Genomic DNA, 17,178 nt, shown 5'->3' with positions numbered 1-17,178 from the left:
CGCCATTTCTCTTTTCAGGGACAACGCGCAGGTACAAACTGATTGTTAGTCAGGCCCGGCATCACCTAATCCAGGTGCCGGATGTCGGTCTCCGCTACCCAACCAATAAAAATGAGGGAACCATGTTCAAGAAATCCGCTCTCGCAACAGCCACCGCGCTCTGCGCATTTTCGATGCTTTTCGGCAGCACGGCACTCGCCAAAGACTGGAAGCAGGTCACCATTGGTGTCGAAGGTGCATTTCCGCCCTTTAACTCCACCACCGCCAGCGGTGAACTCCAGGGCCTCGACCTCGATGTAATCAAAGAGGTTTGCAAGCGCGCTCAACTCGAATGCAATATTGTTGCACAGGACTGGGATAGCCAGATTCCGTCGCTTCTTGCCGGCAAGTTTGACGCCGTCTTGACCATGGGTCCGAACGAGGAGCGCCGCAAGGTCATCGACTTCTCTGACCCTTACGTCATCACGCCCAACACGTTCCTGGTTGCCGCAGATGGTCCGCTGACGAAGCTGCCGCACACCGGCGAGCATCTCAACACCGACACCGACGAAGGCAAAAAGGCGATTGCCGAAATCAAGGATGCGCTAAAGGGCATGACACTTGGTGCCTCTCTTTCCACCAGCCAGTTGAAATTTGTTGAGCAGAACTTCGGAGACGTCGTCGAAATCAAGACTTACAAGTCCTCCGAGCAGGTGCAACTTGACATCGAAGGCGGCCGCCTTGACGGGCAGTTCGACAATGTCGTGTTTGCCCGCGACCGCGCAGAGGCCAGCAAAGGTACGCTGGCAACCAGCGGTCCACTGCTTGTCGGCGGCATTCAGGCGACCAATGTTTGCATCGGCCTGCGCAAGGAAGAACCGGAACTTAAGGCCATCCTCGACAAGGCACTTGGCGAAATGGCCAAGGATGGCACGCTCGCCGAACTTTCGACGAAATGGTTTAAGGCGGATCTCAGCCCGAAGGGTTAATTCAAAGCAGTTAACTTTAGCGCATCATATCGACCCCGCGAGACAGCGGGGTTGTTCAATCAGAACCTTTTCACAATGAAAACTTCGGCTCTTGACCCTTTCTAGAGCTCCAGACTTCCGCTAACGCGGATCTTTAACTCGGCACTCTCAACGCATTGACGGCATCAAAGCGAACGAAGACGCCAACGACGTCACTAGTTATGATCTCGCGTCTTCCATCTCATCCACTTCCGGGCCGAATATCATGGCTCGCACGTCCATCTGATCGACCGTGCGTTGTCGCAGATATCCTCTTCAGCTTGGGCCTACTTCGATAACATCGGAGCCGAGATCATGGGAGCCGGCAAATTCGGCCTGCACAACCTCCTAGATAACATTCGCCTGCGAAGACGACTTTGGACCGGTCGTGTTGAGGAACTCGTCATTGTCGTAGCGACCGGAACGCTGCTATCTCCTCGCTATGGCAAGGGAACGCAATGCCACCACGGTGGCTTAATGATAAGTGTGGCATCTACGTTTTGTAGCTGGGGTGATACGGGTGCAGAACTGTTCGCTCTATTGTCTAGCCACGACGTGCGCGGTTTCACCCGCACTGGACTCACCCTCTATTACCCCGGCCAGCGACAGGCTGGCCAAGGGTGATCATCGACAGGTGGTAAATATTGCACTCCCATACGGGATCAACATTTCAGCACCTATTGTCGTCATATGGGGCACACAGCGCTGCTCCTGCCCCATACGAGTGTAGATTTTAGAAGTGGTAGTTCACGCCAGCCTTGACTGTGTGATCGCTTACGGTCGTTTCGCTAAGCGGGCCACCGGTGCTGCTGCGCACATCGCCAGTGCGCGCGTAGTTGTATTCTACTTTGCCGGAAATCTGCTGGTTGAACTTGTGTTCAACGCCAGCGCCGACCAACCAGCCGGGCTTCCAGCCGTCGGGACCCTGCGCCGTACCGTCGCGCATGCTGGTAATCGTGGCGCCTGCCGTGCCGTAGACCAGTGTATCGCCAAGAGGCATGCCTGCCTTGGCCTTGGCAGAGACGCGGTAGCGCTCTTCCAGATTGCCGCCTGGTACGAGCACCTTGGTGTCGCCCAGGTGTGACAGTTCCCCTTCGCCGCCGACGACGAAACCGTTCGTTTCCATGTTGTAGCCACCCTGGATGCCACCCATGAATTCACGGTCGCCGGAGAAAGGATTGCCATGGCGCGAAGCCGTACCGGCATGAAGACCGACATAACCACCGGTCCAGCCGGAAGACTGGGATGCCGGCTCGTTGTACGACGGTGCTTCATAGGAATTGGTGAGGTCGGCTGCGAAAGCAGGACCGGAAATGACAGCGGCTGCAAGCACTGATGCGATGTACTTCTTGATCATGACTTTACTCCATACACAGCCCGCAGATGGTGAATGCGCAGGCGAAACATCGGCTTTCGCCACGGGTGAGTTCAAATCGGAACAGCTCAGTCGCTGACCGTAAGCACACCCGCACCGGTATGCCTTTCATTTTCATTAAAACATTAACAGCCTGTTAACCGAGAGAGGCGAGGTGCCGAGATGAAGTGTTCAATTGGTCGGCTTATACGGTGGCTCACACCGCAATAGTGTAGGGGGGCAGAACGCGAGAGACAACGGAATCAAATGCTTGCAATAGATCCAGGGATCGCCATCCTTCGATTTCCAAACAGAGAACATTTTTTCGTGAGCGTTGCGCTAAAATTACGTGATCGCGACGTCTCGAAACACGATCCATAGACTTTCGTCTGCAGGTGGTATGACAATCGGGTTTCCCGCGGCAATAACCGGCGGCCCTTCTATCATCGTACTCCATTGGCACTATTGCGGCGCTCTGACCAACTTCATCGCGCAATGTTCAAACAACGTGCCAACACCAGGGCCGGTATTGCCTGGCACCGTCTTGGGACGACCTTATGAGCGCATGTTATTCTTGAGCCCACTCTAGGCGCCCCTGCGGTCCATCCGGATCATATCCGCTGCCTTTTCGGCAATCATCACCACTGGCGATGCGGTGTTGCCGGAAATGATACGCGGCATGATAGAGGCATCGACAATACGCAATCCTTGAATGCCTTTTGCCCGCAACGCCGGGTCAACGACCGCGTCGGCGTCCACTCCCATGCGGCATGTGCCGACCGGGTGGAAGATGGTAGTGGCAATGTCGCCTGCTTTTTCCAGGAGCGCGTCATCACTTTCGAACTGGCGGCCGGGAAGAATCTCCTCGGGCTGGTAGGGGCGCAATGCGTTGGCCGCCATTACTTGCCGGGCCTGACGGATCGCTGCGATAGCAACAGAGCGGTCATGGTCGGTCGACAGATAGTTTGGCCGGATTTCCGGTTGCTGGTGCGGATCGGTCGAGCTGATGTGGCATGTGCCCACACTGCTCGGGCGCAATTGGCAGACCGAAACGGTAATGGCCGGGAACGGATGCAGCGGATCGCCGAGCTTGTCGGTGGAGAGCGGCTGGACGTGGTACTCTATATCAGGACGGTTTGCGCCAGGAGTGGATCGCGTGAACATGCCAAATTGGCTCGGTGCCATCGACATCGGTCCGGAGCGCATCAGCGCATATTCCGCTGCGATCCTGATCTTGCCCCGCCAGGAGTTGGCAAGCTGGTTGAGTGTGATGGTGTCCTTGACTTTAAAGACGGTCCGGATTTGCAAATGGTCCTGCAGATTTTCACCGACAGTGGATTTCGCCAGATTGACCTTGATGCCAAGCGATCCGAGACGGCCGGGATCACCGATGCCGGACAATTCCAGCAGCTTCGGTGAGTTGATGGCGCCGGCCGACAGGATCACTTCACCGCTGGCTTTCGCATGAAATGAGCCTTCGGATGTGCGATACTCGACACCGGTGACGCGGCTTCCCTCCATCGTCAACCGCTCCACCAGCGCATGTTTGATGAGGCGCAGGTTTGGGCGCTTCAGAGCGGGTCGCAAGAAGCCGCGCGCCGTGTTCCAGCGCACGCCCTTATACTGGTTCACGTCGAAGAAACCCGATCCTTCATTGTCGCCATCGTTGAAGTCCGCACGAGGCTCAATGCCGAGTTCGCGGGCACCCGTCTGCACCGCCTCGAGGATCTTCCACTTCAGCCGCTGGCGACTGACCTTCCAAGGTCCACCGGTCGAATGCATGTCGCCTTGCGGACCATGGAAATCTTCGGAGCGTTTGAAATAGGGCAGCACATCCGACCACCCCCAACCGTCATTGCCGAGTTCGCGCCAGCCATCATAATCGGCCGCTTGACCACGCATATAGATCATGCCGTTGACCGACGTGCAGCCACCCAGCACCTTGCCGCGCGGGTAAGCGAGACTGCGCCCATTGAGGCCTGCCTCGGCAGCTGTGCGCATCATCCAATCGGTCCGTGGGTTCCCGATGCAATAGAGATAGCCCACGGGGATCTGCACCCAATGATACCGATCGGAGCCCCCGGCTTCCAGTAGCAGGACACGCACGGTTGGATCTTCCGTAAGGCGGGCGGCCAACACACAGCCTGCCGTCCCTGCCCCGACGATCACATAGTCATATTGGCCATCCAGGCCTGTCGCTTCCATGGTTCCTGTCCTCATTGACAACGGTAGTCGCGTTACGTCCTTGCGAACTAACTCACCCTAATTTTTCAAAGCGTTCCAGAAATTCCGCATCTGGTCTGTGAGCGCCGCGTAGATGGCATAGCGTCTGCGAAAATGCTCGAACCGCTTGGCTTCAGGGCGAAAGTCGCGGGCGACCCGTGTCATTGCCTGAACGGCATCTTCGTAAGACGGATAATGGCCAACGGCGACCGTCACGCCAATCGCAGCCCCCAACGCTCCCGTCTCCCTCGCCTCTGCCACGGTCAGAGGGATTTCCAGAACATCCGCCATCATTTGCGGCCAGTGTGGGCTTCGCGAGCCACCGCCCGACATGACAGCCCTACTGACAGACAGTCCGGCATTTTCCAGTACCTCGATATGGCGGCGATGCTCGAAACATACGCCTTCGAACAGCGCCCTCAGCATATGCCCTTCACCGTGCCAGCCCGCCAGCCCATAGAAGCCACCGCGAAACTCCGCCCCTAAACGCGAGCCGAAAATGAAGGGATGGAAGAACGGATCGTCGGCGCGTGGCACGACTTTGCCGACTTCCTGATTGCAGCGCTCGAAGGCCTGGTTACCATGGTCGCCGCGCATGCGGTGAACATACCATTCAAGATTGGCAGCAGAGGTGGCGCTGGACTCGATGTTGACATACCGATCCTTGCCGAAGACTGTCACCATGAAGACATCGTCACTGATAACCGGCTTATCGGCAAAGACCTGGTTGATACTCCAGGTTCCGGCCACCACCGAGGCCTCGCCTGCGTGAATGATGCCGGAGCCCAGCGCGCTCGACACCACATCGAAGAAACCACCGATGACGGGTGTTCCTTCAGCAAGTCCGGTGGCCTGTGCCGCCTTGGCGCTCACACGTCCAGTGATCTCCGCCGATTCAACACGATCAGGAAAGAAGGAAAGCGCATCCTCCAAATGGTAGAGGCTCAGCAAAGCTTCGTCGAGCACGCTTTCCGGCATGGCGAGAAGTCCGGCTCCACTCAGGTCGGAAATGTCGTTGGTCAGACGGTCCGTCAGGCAGAAGTTGATGTAGTCCTTGCAGAACAGTACGGCGCCGATCCGGGCGTAAAGCGCTGCTTCGTGACGTTTTACCCAAGCAAGAAGTGTCGGCGTTTGCGATGGCCAGGGCCGTTGCAAGCACCGTGCCTGAAGAGCCGCGCCATTTTCATGGTCGAGTTCGGTGGCAATATCACAGGCGCGGCTGTCGAGAGACTGGATGCCCTTCAACGGGCGCATCTCCTTATCGAGCAGATAAAGCCCGTTGCCATGGCCGGCGCAGCCGATACCGAGGATCCGGCTGGGATCGACCCCGGAGCTTGAAATCACCTCGCGGATAGCCCTGCAGCCATTCTCCCAGAGCTCGGATAGATCGCGTTCGACATGCCCAGGTTCCGGGAGGCTCGATTTTCCGTCGAGCGCGCATTGCGCAACCTGATGCCCTTTTGTGTCGAACAGCACAGCCTTGATAACCGTGTTGCCCACATCGACGCCCAGAACGTAATTTGTTTCAGCCACGGTTGTAGATATCCCACGCTTCTTCGCCACCGGCACGCTGATGAATGATAGCCATCAGCGCCTTTACGACGGCCTTCGGATTATCATGTTGATAGATATTGCGGCCATAGACCATACCGTTTGCGCCCTGCTCCATGATAGCAGCAGATTTTGCCAGCACGGTACGCAAATCCTCCTTCCCGCCGCCCCGCACCAGAACCGGGCAACGGGCTGCTTCGATCACCTTGTGGAAATCCGCAGGGTCCGTCGTCGGATCGGCCTTGATGATATCGGCGCCCATTTCTGATGCCAGGCGCACCAGGGTTACGATCTTTTCGGCATCTCCATCCACCTGATAACCGCCACGGACATCATTGGGCAGCATCACCAGCGGCTCGATCATCAGGGGCATGCCGTAGCGATGGCAATCTGCGCGCACGCGGCTGATGTTTTCGACGCATTGGCGAAACAGTTCCGGTTCGTCCGGCAGCATGAACAGGTTGACGACAACGCAGGCCGCATCCATTTCCAGCGCGCCAATGATCGGCTCTTCGTGATTTTGCAGTTGCGACCACATGCTGCGGTGGCGCGTGGAATTGTAAGGATTGCCCATATCAATGCGCATCACGAGTGCCGGCTTGTCGCGCTCCGGTCTGGATTGCAGCAGGTCGGCCTGACCATAGGCCATCTGAATGGCATCTGGTCCGGCTTCAATGAGTTTGCCGACAACTCCGGCCATATCTTCCAGACCGACGAGAAAGCTCGGCTCGTTGCAGACCCCGTGATCGAGTGCGACATCGAGGCAGCCGCCTTGACGAAACAGCCTGTTCATTCTTGCCTTGCGGGAAACGCGTATCATGATGCCTTGTCCTTTGCTTTACATCTATCCTGAAGCATTTCGATCGACACGCCGTAATAGGCCTGAAGTTCGTCGATCACCTGTCGCCGTTCGGCGAATGCGTTATCAGCTGTCCAGCCGAGTTCGCGCGACGCGACGGCAAGCAGCGTGTCGAGGATGTCGAGATCAAGCTCGCCGGTAATGGCGAGGCTAGTGCGTCGCAGCACCAGATCGGACAGGTGCCGCACATCCTCTGCCTGGATAAGCCAGGCGATCTCGGCGAGCGTCATGGCCGTCGCGGCAGAGAACGAGACATCGTCGGAGCGCGATCGGCAGAAGTTCATCAATTCGAAGGCCCGCGAGCCATAGGTGGTCGCCAGATGATCGGCACGCGCCTTGCCGATGGCGAACTCACGGGAGAGCTGTTGGGACAAGAGATCCGCGTTACCCGGGTGGTTCATGCCGCCGCCAATCGGGCGATTGTCAGTGGAGGTGACGCGCGACCGTCCTATTCCAGCCAACACCTCGTCGGTAAGCTGCTCACCAAATGCGCGGAAGGTCGTCCACTTGCCGCCGACCATGCACAATTGCGGCGGGTTGGAATCGACGCGATGGATCAGGTGGCTGCGCGAAATCTTTCCTGTGAACTCCGCTTCGCTGCGCGGCAGAGGGCGAATACCGCTATAGCTGAAGACGATATCCGATGCCGCAACATTGACGTTCGGAAAAACGGTGCGCACCGCATCAAGGATGTAGTCGCGCTCTTCCGGTTCGCAGCGTGTCCGGCCAGGCGTGTTCACCTTGATATCAGTCGATCCGGCAAGCACGCGTCCGAGATAGGGAAAGAGAATACAGACCCGATTGTCGACATTCTCAAAGAAGACCATGTGCCCGTTCAACGCCTCATAGAGCGCCTGATTGGCAAGGATGATATGGGAGCCCTTGGTGCCGGTAACGCTCGGCTCACTGGTTTTCGCGGCATTGCCAAGAGCGCCGATCGTCTCGTCGATCCAGGCCCCCGTTGCATTGACGATCATCCCTGTGCGGATCACCAGTGGTTCATCCGCCTCTTCCGCCAGGAGATGATAAGCGTCGCCGCTTCGGTTCAACTGCGCATAGTTCAGGGCGATTGCCTGCGGCGCGTCGCGACGCGTATCCAGCACCAGTTCCAATGCCAGCCGCTCGGGCTGGCGGATCCAGGCGTCGAAATAGGTTGCCGAGAAGCGCACGCGCTCATCCAGTTCTGGCCAGCGCGATCTGGTGGTGCGATTGTTGTGAAACTCGTGCCGTGGCAGGAGACGGTTCTTGCGAGTGACGAAGTCATAAAGCGCAAGCCCAATCTTGATCGCCACCGCCCCACGGCTTGCAGGCTTGCCCGATGAGCCAAAGAACGTCGCCGCAGCATTAAAAAGGCCGCCAAAGATCGAATGAATTGGGATCGTCGTGGGCAAGGGATGAACCAAATGCGGCGCCAGGCGCAGCAGTGTATCCCGCTCCATCAGCGATTCCCGCACAAGGCCGAACTCGCCATTTTCCAGATAGCGGAGACCGCCGTGGATCATGCGGGACGGCGCTGCACTGCATCCGGAAGCAAAATCATTGCGCTCCACAAGAAGCACTCTCAGGCCCTGCAAAGACAGATCGCGGTATGCACCGATACCATTGATCCCGCCACCCACAACGACGACATCGAAATCGGCATCTTGTCGAATTCGTCTGAGCGCATCCTCGCGGAAATTGGACATGGAAATACCGTTCGCTGGTTTTCAAGCCAACGTCCCAATCTGGTGTTGCGGTGTTTAAGACTTAGAGCACCTCCGGGGAACATGAGTTCACCTGCTCTGCTCTAACTATTTGTTTTTACACATTTCCTGGCGCAAAGCCGAGTAAGCGTTCAGGAAATGCTCTAACGGTCCTGGTCGACCAGATGCTCTGCAATGCCATCAGATATGATCGACACCTCGTGCGCTGTCAGGCGCAAGCGCGCCGCTCCAGCATTCTCGATGGCTTGTTTGGGATCACGAGCCCCGCACAGGGAAAAAGTGATCCCAGGCTGGGCCAGCGTCCAGGCAATCACCACCTGCGCGATGGTTGCCTGATGACGATCCGCCACCGGAGTGACAACCTCCATAAGGCGCGCCACTTTCTGGCGATTGCCGGGACTGAAGCGCGGATTGTCTTTCCTTTGGTCATCACCGGTGAAGACCCTGTCCGGCCCCATCTTGCCAGAGAGAAGACCAAGCGCCAGCGACGAGTAGCTGAGGATGGAGACGTCATTGGCACGGCAAGTCGGCACGAAACTGGTTTCGATGTCGCGCTTGACCATCGAGTATTCTTCCTGGATGGCATCGAGCGCACCGGTAGCGATGTAGGCGGCTAGGTCTTCCTTCGAAACGTTGCTTGCGCCAATCGATCGGATCTTGCCCTCCTCCTTCAGCCTCGCCAGTTCACCGACTGTGTCTGCGATCGGTGTCGTGGCATCCTGCCAATGGGTGACGTAGTGATCGATGTAGTCGGTGCCGAGCCGTTTGAGGCTATGTTCGATCTCGTAGCGAATGGAGTGCGGACCAAGATAGCGGTGCACGGGCTTGCCATCCTGGTGAAAGAAATAGGCACCTTCCGCCACATTCCAGACCAGGCCGCATTTGGTCACGAGCACCACCTTGTCGCGCTGGCCAGCAATGGCTTTGCCGACGATCGCCTCTGCAAGACCCATGCCGTAGGCGGGCGCCGTGTCTATGAGAGAAATGCCAGCGTCGATGGAGGCCCGGATCGCATCGATCGATGTCGTCTCGTCGGTGCCACCCCACATCCAGCCGCCGATCGCCCAGGTACCAAGCCCGACAGCAGACGCTTCGATGCCGCTTTTTCCGATGGGCCGCTTCAAGACAGGTGCGTCATTCATTCGTGTTATCCTTCCCAAAAGTTTCAAGCGCCTTGGCGATTTCCTCATCGACAACCAGCGAAGTCAGGAACCGCCCCGCAAGCGCTGCGGACACCGGGCCCGCCTTCAATTCACCCGCAGCAACCCCGATGACCGAAGGGCAATTGGCCAGTTGCTGCGGATCGAGAGCCACGACCCGCGAGTTCAAGTCACTGTCGGCAAGCGAACCATCCGCGCGGATCAGGTGCGCCAGGAACTCGCCTGCAATACCTGCATCCATCAGCGCCTGGCTGCCTCGGGCCGGATCCGGTAAGAGATCGTAGTAGCCAGAGCCCGGAGCCTGGACAGATCCGATGCCGACCAGCGCTACCGTTGCCTGACGCGCCAAATCGAACACGTCGCGGATCGAGGCGACATTCATCAGCACGTCACGTTGCTGCGCGTCCTCGACGAACAGAGGGGCATGAACCAGCTGTGCTGTGCCGCCGAGCTTTTCCGCCAACTGGGTGGCGAGATGGTTGACGTCGGTATAGTGCTTCCCCTGCACTCCCCCTGTCAGCGGCACCACCCGCACGTCAAAGCGCCGCTCCGCCTCCAGACTTTCGACGACTGCGCTCACTGCCTTGCCGCCGGTGATGGCGATGACATCGCCGTCACGGATCGTTTCAAGCAGATGGTTCGCAGCAACGCGTCCGACCATCTGCAAGGTTGTCTCGGGATTGTCCGAAACGGTCGGCGTCACCATGGCCTGCTTGAGACCGAACCGTCCGACGACGTTATTTTCCAGATCGACGAGCCGCTGGTAGGGGCTTGAGATGCTGATCTTGACCATGCCCGCCTTGCGGCCAGCGGCAATCATTCTGTTGACTTTCGTGTGAGACAGATTGAGCTTTTCAGCGATCTCAGACTGTTTCACACCCTCGATAAAATGCAGAACGAGAACGGAATACATCTGGCGCTGCTGATCGAATTCATCCCTGTAGTCCACCATGATGTATCGTCTCCTTCTTGATCGTCGGCACTTTAGCGGCGGCGCTTGACCAGGTAATGGTCGAAGAGCACGGCGGCGAGCAAGATGCTACCCCGAATAATGTCCTGCCAGTAAACGGAAACGTTGAGCAAGGCGAGCGAGCTTGAAACAACCGAAAGCAGAACGGCACCGAGAATTGCGCCGAGGATCGTACCAGATCCGCCCGAAAGGCTTGCCCCACCGATGACTGCAGCAGCGATCACGTTAAGTTCCATGCCGACACCGAAGCTTGGTTGAGCCGAGCCGAAGCGGGCCATGTAGATCACCCCTGCCACGCCGCAAAGCATTGAGCAAAGCGTGGTCGTGGCGAAGACGACGCGGCCGACCCGGATGCCAGAATAGGCGGCGGCTTTCGGGTTGCTGCCGACGTAGAAGACTTTACGGAAGGCCGTCGTGCGGCGCAGCATCAGATCGAAGGCAACGACGACCAGCACGAAGATGATGAGCACGAGCGGAACGCCATAGACCGAACCTTGGCCGATGAACTTGAATTCCGGCGGCAGAGAAAAGAGGCTAAGTGGCCGGCCACCCGTCGCAAGCAGGCACACGCCTCGAGCAATGACCATCACGCCAAGCGAGACGATGAAGTGGTGCAGTCCAACGACCGTCGTCAGAAAGCCCATGGCCATACCGATACAGGTGGTGGCCAGAATTGCGAGAGCGGCGGCGGCCCAGGGGTCTACACCGTTCAGGAACAGCCAACCGGCAACCACCATGGCAAGTGCCGTGACCGAACCGACCGACAGGTCGATGCCGCCGGAAATCAACAGGATCGTCATGCCGACGACGACGATGCTTTCCACCGCGAAGGCCATGGCCATAGCTCGAAGGTTGTCGACCGTCAGGAAGTAGGGCGAGATGAAGGACATCACGGTAAAGAGCGCCAGGATGATGACGATAAGGCCTGTCTCGCGCGCCTTGATCGCGGGCGTCCACCACCGCACACGGGCTTCTGCCGCCGTCGGTGCGTGATGCTGTGTATCGATCGTTGCCATGTCTGCTATTCCCCTCACGCTTCGCAGAGCTGCGATTGACTGCTGATCGATGCGAGATGCATGATCTGTTCTTCCGTCATGTCCGCACCGGTGACCTCGCCGGTGATCCGCCCTTCCCGCACCACGAGAATTCGGTCGCTCACACCGATGAGCTCGGGGAGTTCGGACGATATGACCACCACACCGACACCCTCATTGGCGAGATCGCGGATCTGTCGATGGATTTCCGCCTTGGCGCCGACATCGACACCGCGCGTCGGCTCGTCGAGAAAAACAACCTGCGGCTCGACCGACAGCATTTTCGCCAAGGCCACTTTTTGCTGGTTGCCGCCGCTCAGCGTATTGACCGCCTCACCGACACCATTGGAGCGCAACTTCAGCCGGTCGCCGAAGTAGCTCGCACGCGCAGCCTCTTTCCGTCGGCTGATAAGGCCCAACCCGTTCGAGACGCGTCCGACATCGAGAGCCGAAACATTGGCAGCAATCGACATGTTGAGAAACAGACCGTCTCCCTTGCGGTCTTCCGAAACGTAAACCAGCCCCTCGCGAATGCTGTCGCGATAGTCGCATAACGAAAGCTTTCGACCTCTGAGTCTCACCTCGCCCTCCGGCTTGCCTTCCAGCCGACAGATGGCGCGCACGATCTCGCTGCGCCCTGCCCCGATCAGGCCCGCCAGCCCAAGAATTTCACCGTTATGCAGATCGAAGTTGACATCGCGGACGCGACGCCCCTCGTTAAGTCCGCGCACCGACAGGATCACCTCGTCGGACTTTGCATTCGGTGCCTGTTTTGGCGGATAGAGCTTGTCGAGCACGCGCCCGACCATGCTGTTGACAACATCTTGCGGGTTGACCGAAGCAATATCCGCCGTCTTGATATGGCAGCCATCGCGCATGATGGTGATCCGGTCGCAATGCTGGAAGATTTCCGCCATACGATGGGAAATATAGATAATCGCAATGCCGCGCTCAGCGAGGCGATGCATGATCTTGAACAGTGTCTGCGCCTCGGACTCGGTCAAGGCGGCGGTTGGTTCGTCAAGGATGAGAATGCGGCAATCGAGCGTCAGCGCCTTGGCGATTTCGACGATCTGCTGCTGCGAGATCGAGAGATCGCCGGCACGGCACCTCGGATCGATATCGCCAAGTTCCGTCAGGATGTTTTCGGCACGCACGCAAAGCGAACGATAGTCCATCAATAGCGTGCGGCTACGACCTGTTTCCGCCATGAACATGTTTTCTGCGACCGAGATTTCCGGGCAGAGTGCAATCTCCTGATGGACGAAACCAATACCGAGGCGATTGGCGGCATTGGGTGAGGATATGCGAACTGGCGCACCGTCCAGACGGATTTCACCGCTGTCCGGCTGCAGAATGCCGTCGATGATATGCATCAGGGTCGACTTGCCGGCACCATTTTCACCCGCCAAAGCGTGGATCTCGCCGCGGCGCAATTCAAGCTCGGCGCCCCGCAAGGCCCGGACAGGCCCGAATGACTTGTGAATATTCGTCATGCTGAGTACGACCTCTGCCATGACACCCTCCCGATCAATCATTGTTGATGCCCCCGGCAGTGCAAGCCGCACCGCCGGAGATCTCTAGGGACGTCGCTCAGCGACCCTTCATGTAGGTGTTGAGGTCGAAGGAGTCGGCGTTGTCCTTGGTGATCACAGCAAAACCATTGTCCATTGACGGGATCTGCATCGGATTGAAACCGGAGACCTTATAGTCGTTGAACGGATCGCTTAGATCGGGATGCGCGCCGAGGAAGGTATTGATAAACCCCATGAAGCCCTGAATGCCCTGGTTAGGGTTGATCGCCATATGGATGTTTCCCTGCTTGATCTGCTCAAGCGTTGCGGGCGTGATATCCGCGTGCAGAATAAGGACCTTCTTCTTGGCGGCAAGGACGGCAGCAACTGCACCTTCGGCAGAACCCGCTTCAGGAATCCAGAGAGCGCCGAGGTTCGGATTGGCCTGCAGCATGGCGGAAACCGCCTGATAGGCCGCGTTGGAATCTTGGTTCGTCGCCTGGCGGGCAACGAGCTTCATGCCAGGATGAGTGGTGCCCATGTAATCGACAAGTGCGGTGACGCGCAGGTCATGGTTGCTCTGGCCGGGATTTTCGAGGACGGCATATTCACCCTTCTCACCCAGCACCTTGACGATTTCGTCCGCGGCAAACTTGGCCTCAGCGACGTTATCGGAGGTGATGTAAGCCGTGCGCTTGGATTTCGGAGAGTCTGCGGCGAAGGTTGTGATGGAAATACCGGACTCGATTGCCTTGTTGATCGGCTCGATGAATGGGTCGGCCTGCATCGGGTGCAGCAGGATGCCCTTCGGCTTCTTGACCACCTCCTGCTCGAAGGAGGCGATCTGCTTGGTGATGTCATATTCCGGCGTGCCGGTGAAAACAGCCTCGCAGCCAAGAGACTTGGCGGCCTGCTTGAAGCCTTCGAAGACTGGCACCCAATAAGGATGGCTCGAGACCATCACGTTCATCGCATAGGTTTCACCTGGCTCGCAGGCAAACTTTCCCTCAGCATTGGCAGACTTAACAGACCAGCCAGCAACAACTGCAGCAATCAGAGCCATAGCGGTCGCGGCTTTCAAAGACTTCAGCATTTTCCCCTCCCAGAGATAATTCGGTCAATGAAATAAAAATCTCTATGAGAAATTTATTGCACGAAGGGATAACTAACCTACGGCCCAGCTCGCGTCAATGGCTCTGCATAATATTTCTATCTGTGCAATTTATTTCACATCGGGGAATGATTAAGATAAAAAGCAAATGAATCTCGGTCCGCATGCGCATCAGCTGTACGCCGTCCCAGACCGAAACACCGTCCGACGCATTGCTTGCTCTGCAGCGCAAAACTTGACGGGAGCCACGTAATGTCAGCTTCGACATTCTCCGTTCCACCGGACAACCTGTAAGCTTTCTGTTGCTGGAGGCATTCGAAGATGAAGAGGCGCTTGCTACAATTGCGTGGATGGCTTCCTGCCGTGTACCACAACGTTGAAGTAACCGCTCGGCGGCGTGCTCATATAAGCCAACGAGCGTGTCGTTTGCTGACATTTCCCACATTCCTACGATCGCCTTTCGCGACAAAGTCAGCAATCCGCGAGATGAAGGTGGCGGAAGCTCGCCAAGATTTGCATGCCTCCCGTGCAAGCAGATGCCTACTATCCTCCCTTCAGTTTGCTTATTTTACAGGCAACAGTGTTACTGGAGAACGATCATGAAATTTCGTGAGAAGCTTAAGAAAATGGTTCAAAATCGCCGCGCATTCCGCGAACTGTCGTCGCTTGACGATCGCACATTGGAAGATCTTGGTGTATCGCGTTCGAACATTCTCGCGGCTGTAGAAGGTCGTCGTTGAACTTCAAAATATGCAAACTGACGAATGTTACATCAGGTTGCAAAAGTCTCTACAGGGCGAGCTATCGCCCTGACTTTCCGGAAATCGCGAGTTTTTACGGTCCGCATTCGTGGAAATGTACCGACGTATGTTCCAATTTGTTCTACCGCTGTCCTTTATCAAGCCCTTGCGATGGATCGGAGTTGGTTCGAAATGTCTGCCAGATGTGTGTAAAACTCTGGTGATGCACGACGATCTTCACCATTTGCGCTCAGTGACAAACGGATCTCTTTGACAAAGCGACCCGGCGATCTGGCCATCAAGATGATCCGATCACCAACAATCAGTGCTTCTTCTACCGAATGGGTGACAAGAACAGTTGTCACGGATGCCTCCGATGATAGCGATGTCAGGTTCGTTAACACGCCCTGCATGTCTTCCCTAGCAAGGGGATCGAGATTGGCAAAGGGTTCATCAAGCAGCAAAAGAGGAGCTTGCAGAGCCAGCGCCCTGGCCAGCGCCAGACGCTGTTTCATGCCACCCGAAAGTTCATGTGGCCATTTGCATGCATGATCCTGCAGCCCAACTCGCGACAGCAACTCATCGATGCGCTGTTTTTTCTGCTGTTTTGAGTTCGATTTCAAAACCACGCCGATGTTGCCTGCAGAATTTCGCCATGGCAGCAAGCGCGGATTCTGGAACACCAGCGCCGAACTTACACCCGGCTGTGGCGCTTTTCCCTCAATGTCGACGGTACCGCTGCGGGCGGACATAAGACCACTCAGTATGTGCAAAAGGCTCGTCTTGCCGCAACCGGAAGGTCCCAAAATGACGACCCTTTCTCCCGTAGCAACCTCAAGATTGATGTCGCTCAATACCGCGACACCTGAGTAGTCATGGTTCAGAGCCTTAACATTCAAAAGGGGGCGTTGCGCGCTGGTCATTCACGATCCAACGTATCGCCAAGATCGGAAGTGCCGATTTTTGTGAGAACACGATCCATGGGAGAGAAGTTTGCCCAGTTTTCAACCTCGATACGAAATGGTGTATCTTCGCCATCCACTTTCAGAACAACACCTGACTGAGTGTTCTTGGCAGTATAAATCAGCTCTCCAAATTGCAAGCCGCCATTTACGGTCCAGCTACCCTGATAAATTTTTGCCAGTTCGGAAAGTGTTGCGAATTTGACATCGGGTCGCGCCCGTTCCATGGCTTCCACCCATTTTTCAGGTGACTGTGCATAATCCCTGGCCGCCAGGGTCAGGGCCTCAAGGACCTTGTCCACCTCGTCTGCGCGTGTCTCAAGTGTATCGCGCCGCAAGACGTCAACCTTGGTCACCAGCGGAACGGTCTCGAAGAAGTCGGTGACATCGACCAAAATCTTGAAACGGTCACGTTCAGGCATGGCAAGAAACGAACCGATCGACATGGTGGTTGCGTCGATACGTCCAGTCGCCAGCGCCTGGGCGCGAACCTTTGGTTCACCAAGGGGCACAAGTTGCAAGGTGTCGATATTCACTCGATGACCCTCCAGAACTCGGCTGGACAATTCATGGTCGAGGCTACGGATACGGCCTATTCCAAATGAGGATCCGGCCATGGTTTCAAGCGTCAAATCTTTTCGGCCGGCAATGACGTAGGGGATCGTTTTGCCCGAGGAATGAATGGCAACCACATCATTCACGCCTTCACGATGCAAGGAAATCAGCGCATCAACGGAGATGTTGGCCATTTCGCCCTGCCCCGAGCGAAGGGCCGCCACGGCCATGGGCGTTTGCGCTGTTGGCACCAGCTTCACGTCGACACCAGCCCTGTCGAAGTAACCTTCTTCCTTGGCCAGATAAAGAAGCGAGTTTGGAACGAGCGGTGTTTCGGTTTCCGTCACAATAATGCGAAACGGATCAGCAAGCACAGGCCCCGCTGAAAAGCTCAAGCCGAACGCTATGGTGACACCAATAGCCTTGATAATGTGTTTCATCTCAATTGTTGCCTAT

General features: G+C 56.9%; 14 protein-coding genes. 2 read left to right on the top strand and 12 right to left on the bottom strand.

The genetic code is table 11. The annotated features are described in order from the left end of the window. The first annotated feature begins 122 nt into the window (after positions 1 to 122). Positions 123 to 968: a transporter substrate-binding domain-containing protein gene (locus tag HGO37_RS25460; RefSeq protein ID WP_250985814.1), complete on the top strand. Its 846-nt coding sequence runs from the start codon at positions 123 to 125 to the stop codon at positions 966 to 968. Positions 969 to 1,719: 751 nt separating this feature from the next. Here HGO37_RS25460 and HGO37_RS25455 read toward each other — a convergent pair. The 10 genes from HGO37_RS25455 to HGO37_RS25410 form a co-directional block, all read right to left on the bottom strand. Beyond that, the gene (locus HGO37_RS25455; protein WP_192490268.1) at positions 1,720 to 2,343 is read right to left on the bottom strand and encodes an outer membrane protein; all 624 of its coding nucleotides are present in this window, start codon (positions 2,341 to 2,343) and stop codon (positions 1,720 to 1,722) included. Between the two features lie 582 nt (positions 2,344 to 2,925). Further along, entirely contained in the window at positions 2,926 to 4,545 is a 1,620-nt protein-coding gene (locus tag HGO37_RS25450) for a GMC family oxidoreductase (protein ID WP_250985813.1), read from the bottom strand. Positions 4,546 to 4,602: 57 nt separating this feature from the next. Next, positions 4,603 to 6,075, bottom strand: coding sequence for an FGGY-family carbohydrate kinase (locus HGO37_RS25445; protein ID WP_285201283.1), 1,473 nt, complete (start codon positions 6,073 to 6,075; stop codon positions 4,603 to 4,605). A 13-nt stretch (positions 6,076 to 6,088) separates the two neighbouring features. Then, positions 6,089 to 6,931, bottom strand: coding sequence for a class I fructose-bisphosphate aldolase (locus HGO37_RS25440; RefSeq protein ID WP_250985851.1), 843 nt, complete (start codon positions 6,929 to 6,931; stop codon positions 6,089 to 6,091). Next, positions 6,931 to 8,658 (bottom strand): glycerol-3-phosphate dehydrogenase/oxidase, encoded by a 1,728-nt coding sequence (locus tag HGO37_RS25435; protein ID WP_250985811.1) that lies wholly within the window; start codon positions 8,656 to 8,658, stop codon positions 6,931 to 6,933. Before HGO37_RS25435 ends, HGO37_RS25440 begins: the two co-directional genes overlap by 1 nt. Before the next feature lie 161 nt (positions 8,659 to 8,819). Next, complete coding sequence (locus HGO37_RS25430; RefSeq protein WP_250985810.1) at positions 8,820 to 9,818, bottom strand: aldo/keto reductase; 999 nt, start codon at positions 9,816 to 9,818, stop codon at positions 8,820 to 8,822. Beyond that, positions 9,811 to 10,788 carry a sugar-binding transcriptional regulator gene (locus HGO37_RS25425; protein ID WP_250985809.1) on the bottom strand — a complete coding sequence of 326 codons (978 nt, stop codon included), beginning with the start codon at positions 10,786 to 10,788 and terminating at the stop codon, positions 9,811 to 9,813. The genes HGO37_RS25430 and HGO37_RS25425 overlap by 8 nt, the downstream gene beginning before the upstream one ends. A gap of 32 nt (positions 10,789 to 10,820) precedes the next feature. Next, positions 10,821 to 11,822, bottom strand: coding sequence for an ABC transporter permease (locus HGO37_RS25420; protein WP_250985808.1), 1,002 nt, complete (start codon positions 11,820 to 11,822; stop codon positions 10,821 to 10,823). A gap of 14 nt (positions 11,823 to 11,836) precedes the next feature. Further along, positions 11,837 to 13,357, bottom strand: a complete 1,521-nt coding sequence (locus HGO37_RS25415) for a sugar ABC transporter ATP-binding protein (protein WP_250985807.1) — start codon at positions 13,355 to 13,357, stop codon at positions 11,837 to 11,839. Between the two features lie 76 nt (positions 13,358 to 13,433). Continuing rightward, a complete protein-coding gene (locus HGO37_RS25410) occupies positions 13,434 to 14,417 on the bottom strand; it encodes a substrate-binding domain-containing protein (RefSeq protein WP_441296700.1) in 984 nt (327 codons plus the stop codon). 647 nt (positions 14,418 to 15,064) lie between these two features. On the opposite strand from HGO37_RS25410, the gene HGO37_RS25405 reads away from it, so the two are divergent. Next, the gene (locus HGO37_RS25405; protein ID WP_192490258.1) at positions 15,065 to 15,205 is read left to right on the top strand and encodes a DUF1127 domain-containing protein; all 141 of its coding nucleotides are present in this window, start codon (positions 15,065 to 15,067) and stop codon (positions 15,203 to 15,205) included. A 158-nt stretch (positions 15,206 to 15,363) separates the two neighbouring features. Here HGO37_RS25405 and HGO37_RS25400 read toward each other — a convergent pair whose 3' ends face one another. Together HGO37_RS25400 and HGO37_RS25395 are read right to left on the bottom strand one after the other, a co-directional pair. Beyond that, complete coding sequence (locus tag HGO37_RS25400; protein ID WP_250985805.1) at positions 15,364 to 16,128, bottom strand: ABC transporter ATP-binding protein; 765 nt, start codon at positions 16,126 to 16,128, stop codon at positions 15,364 to 15,366. After that, positions 16,125 to 17,162, bottom strand: coding sequence for an ABC transporter substrate-binding protein (locus HGO37_RS25395; protein ID WP_250985804.1), 1,038 nt, complete (start codon positions 17,160 to 17,162; stop codon positions 16,125 to 16,127). The genes HGO37_RS25400 and HGO37_RS25395 overlap by 4 nt, the downstream gene beginning before the upstream one ends. Positions 17,163 to 17,178 lie beyond the last annotated feature (16 nt).

It is taken from the genome of Rhizobium sp. CG4, from assembly GCF_023701965.1.
In the GTDB taxonomy this organism is placed as follows: domain Bacteria; phylum Pseudomonadota; class Alphaproteobacteria; order Rhizobiales; family Rhizobiaceae; genus Agrobacterium.
Note: the sequence above shows the minus strand (reverse complement) of the source record. Positions and strands in the feature narration are given on the sequence as shown.

Bases quoted from the DNA above. Each gene is read 5' to 3' on its own strand.
- HGO37_RS25425 (WP_250985809.1), bottom strand. From the start codon at position 10,788: ATGGTGGACTACAGGGATGAATTCGATCAGCAGCGCCAGATGTATTCC.
- HGO37_RS25435 (WP_250985811.1), bottom strand. From the start codon at position 8,658: ATGTCCAATTTCCGCGAGGATGCGCTCAGACGAATTCGACAAGATGCC.
- HGO37_RS25450 (WP_250985813.1), bottom strand. From the start codon at position 4,545: ATGGAAGCGACAGGCCTGGATGGCCAATATGACTATGTGATCGTCGGG.
- HGO37_RS25400 (WP_250985805.1), bottom strand. From the start codon at position 16,128: ATGACCAGCGCGCAACGCCCCCTTTTGAATGTTAAGGCTCTGAACCAT.
- HGO37_RS25460 (WP_250985814.1), top strand. From the start codon at position 123: ATGTTCAAGAAATCCGCTCTCGCAACAGCCACCGCGCTCTGCGCATTT.
- HGO37_RS25455 (WP_192490268.1), bottom strand. From the start codon at position 2,343: ATGATCAAGAAGTACATCGCATCAGTGCTTGCAGCCGCTGTCATTTCC.
- HGO37_RS25410 (WP_441296700.1), bottom strand. From the start codon at position 14,417: ATGGCTCTGATTGCTGCAGTTGTTGCTGGCTGGTCTGTTAAGTCTGCC.
- HGO37_RS25395 (WP_250985804.1), bottom strand. From the start codon at position 17,162: ATGAAACACATTATCAAGGCTATTGGTGTCACCATAGCGTTCGGCTTG.
- HGO37_RS25415 (WP_250985807.1), bottom strand. From the start codon at position 13,357: ATGGCAGAGGTCGTACTCAGCATGACGAATATTCACAAGTCATTCGGG.
- HGO37_RS25430 (WP_250985810.1), bottom strand. From the start codon at position 9,818: ATGAATGACGCACCTGTCTTGAAGCGGCCCATCGGAAAAAGCGGCATC.
- HGO37_RS25420 (WP_250985808.1), bottom strand. From the start codon at position 11,822: ATGGCAACGATCGATACACAGCATCACGCACCGACGGCGGCAGAAGCC.
- HGO37_RS25405 (WP_192490258.1), top strand. From the start codon at position 15,065: ATGAAATTTCGTGAGAAGCTTAAGAAAATGGTTCAAAATCGCCGCGCA.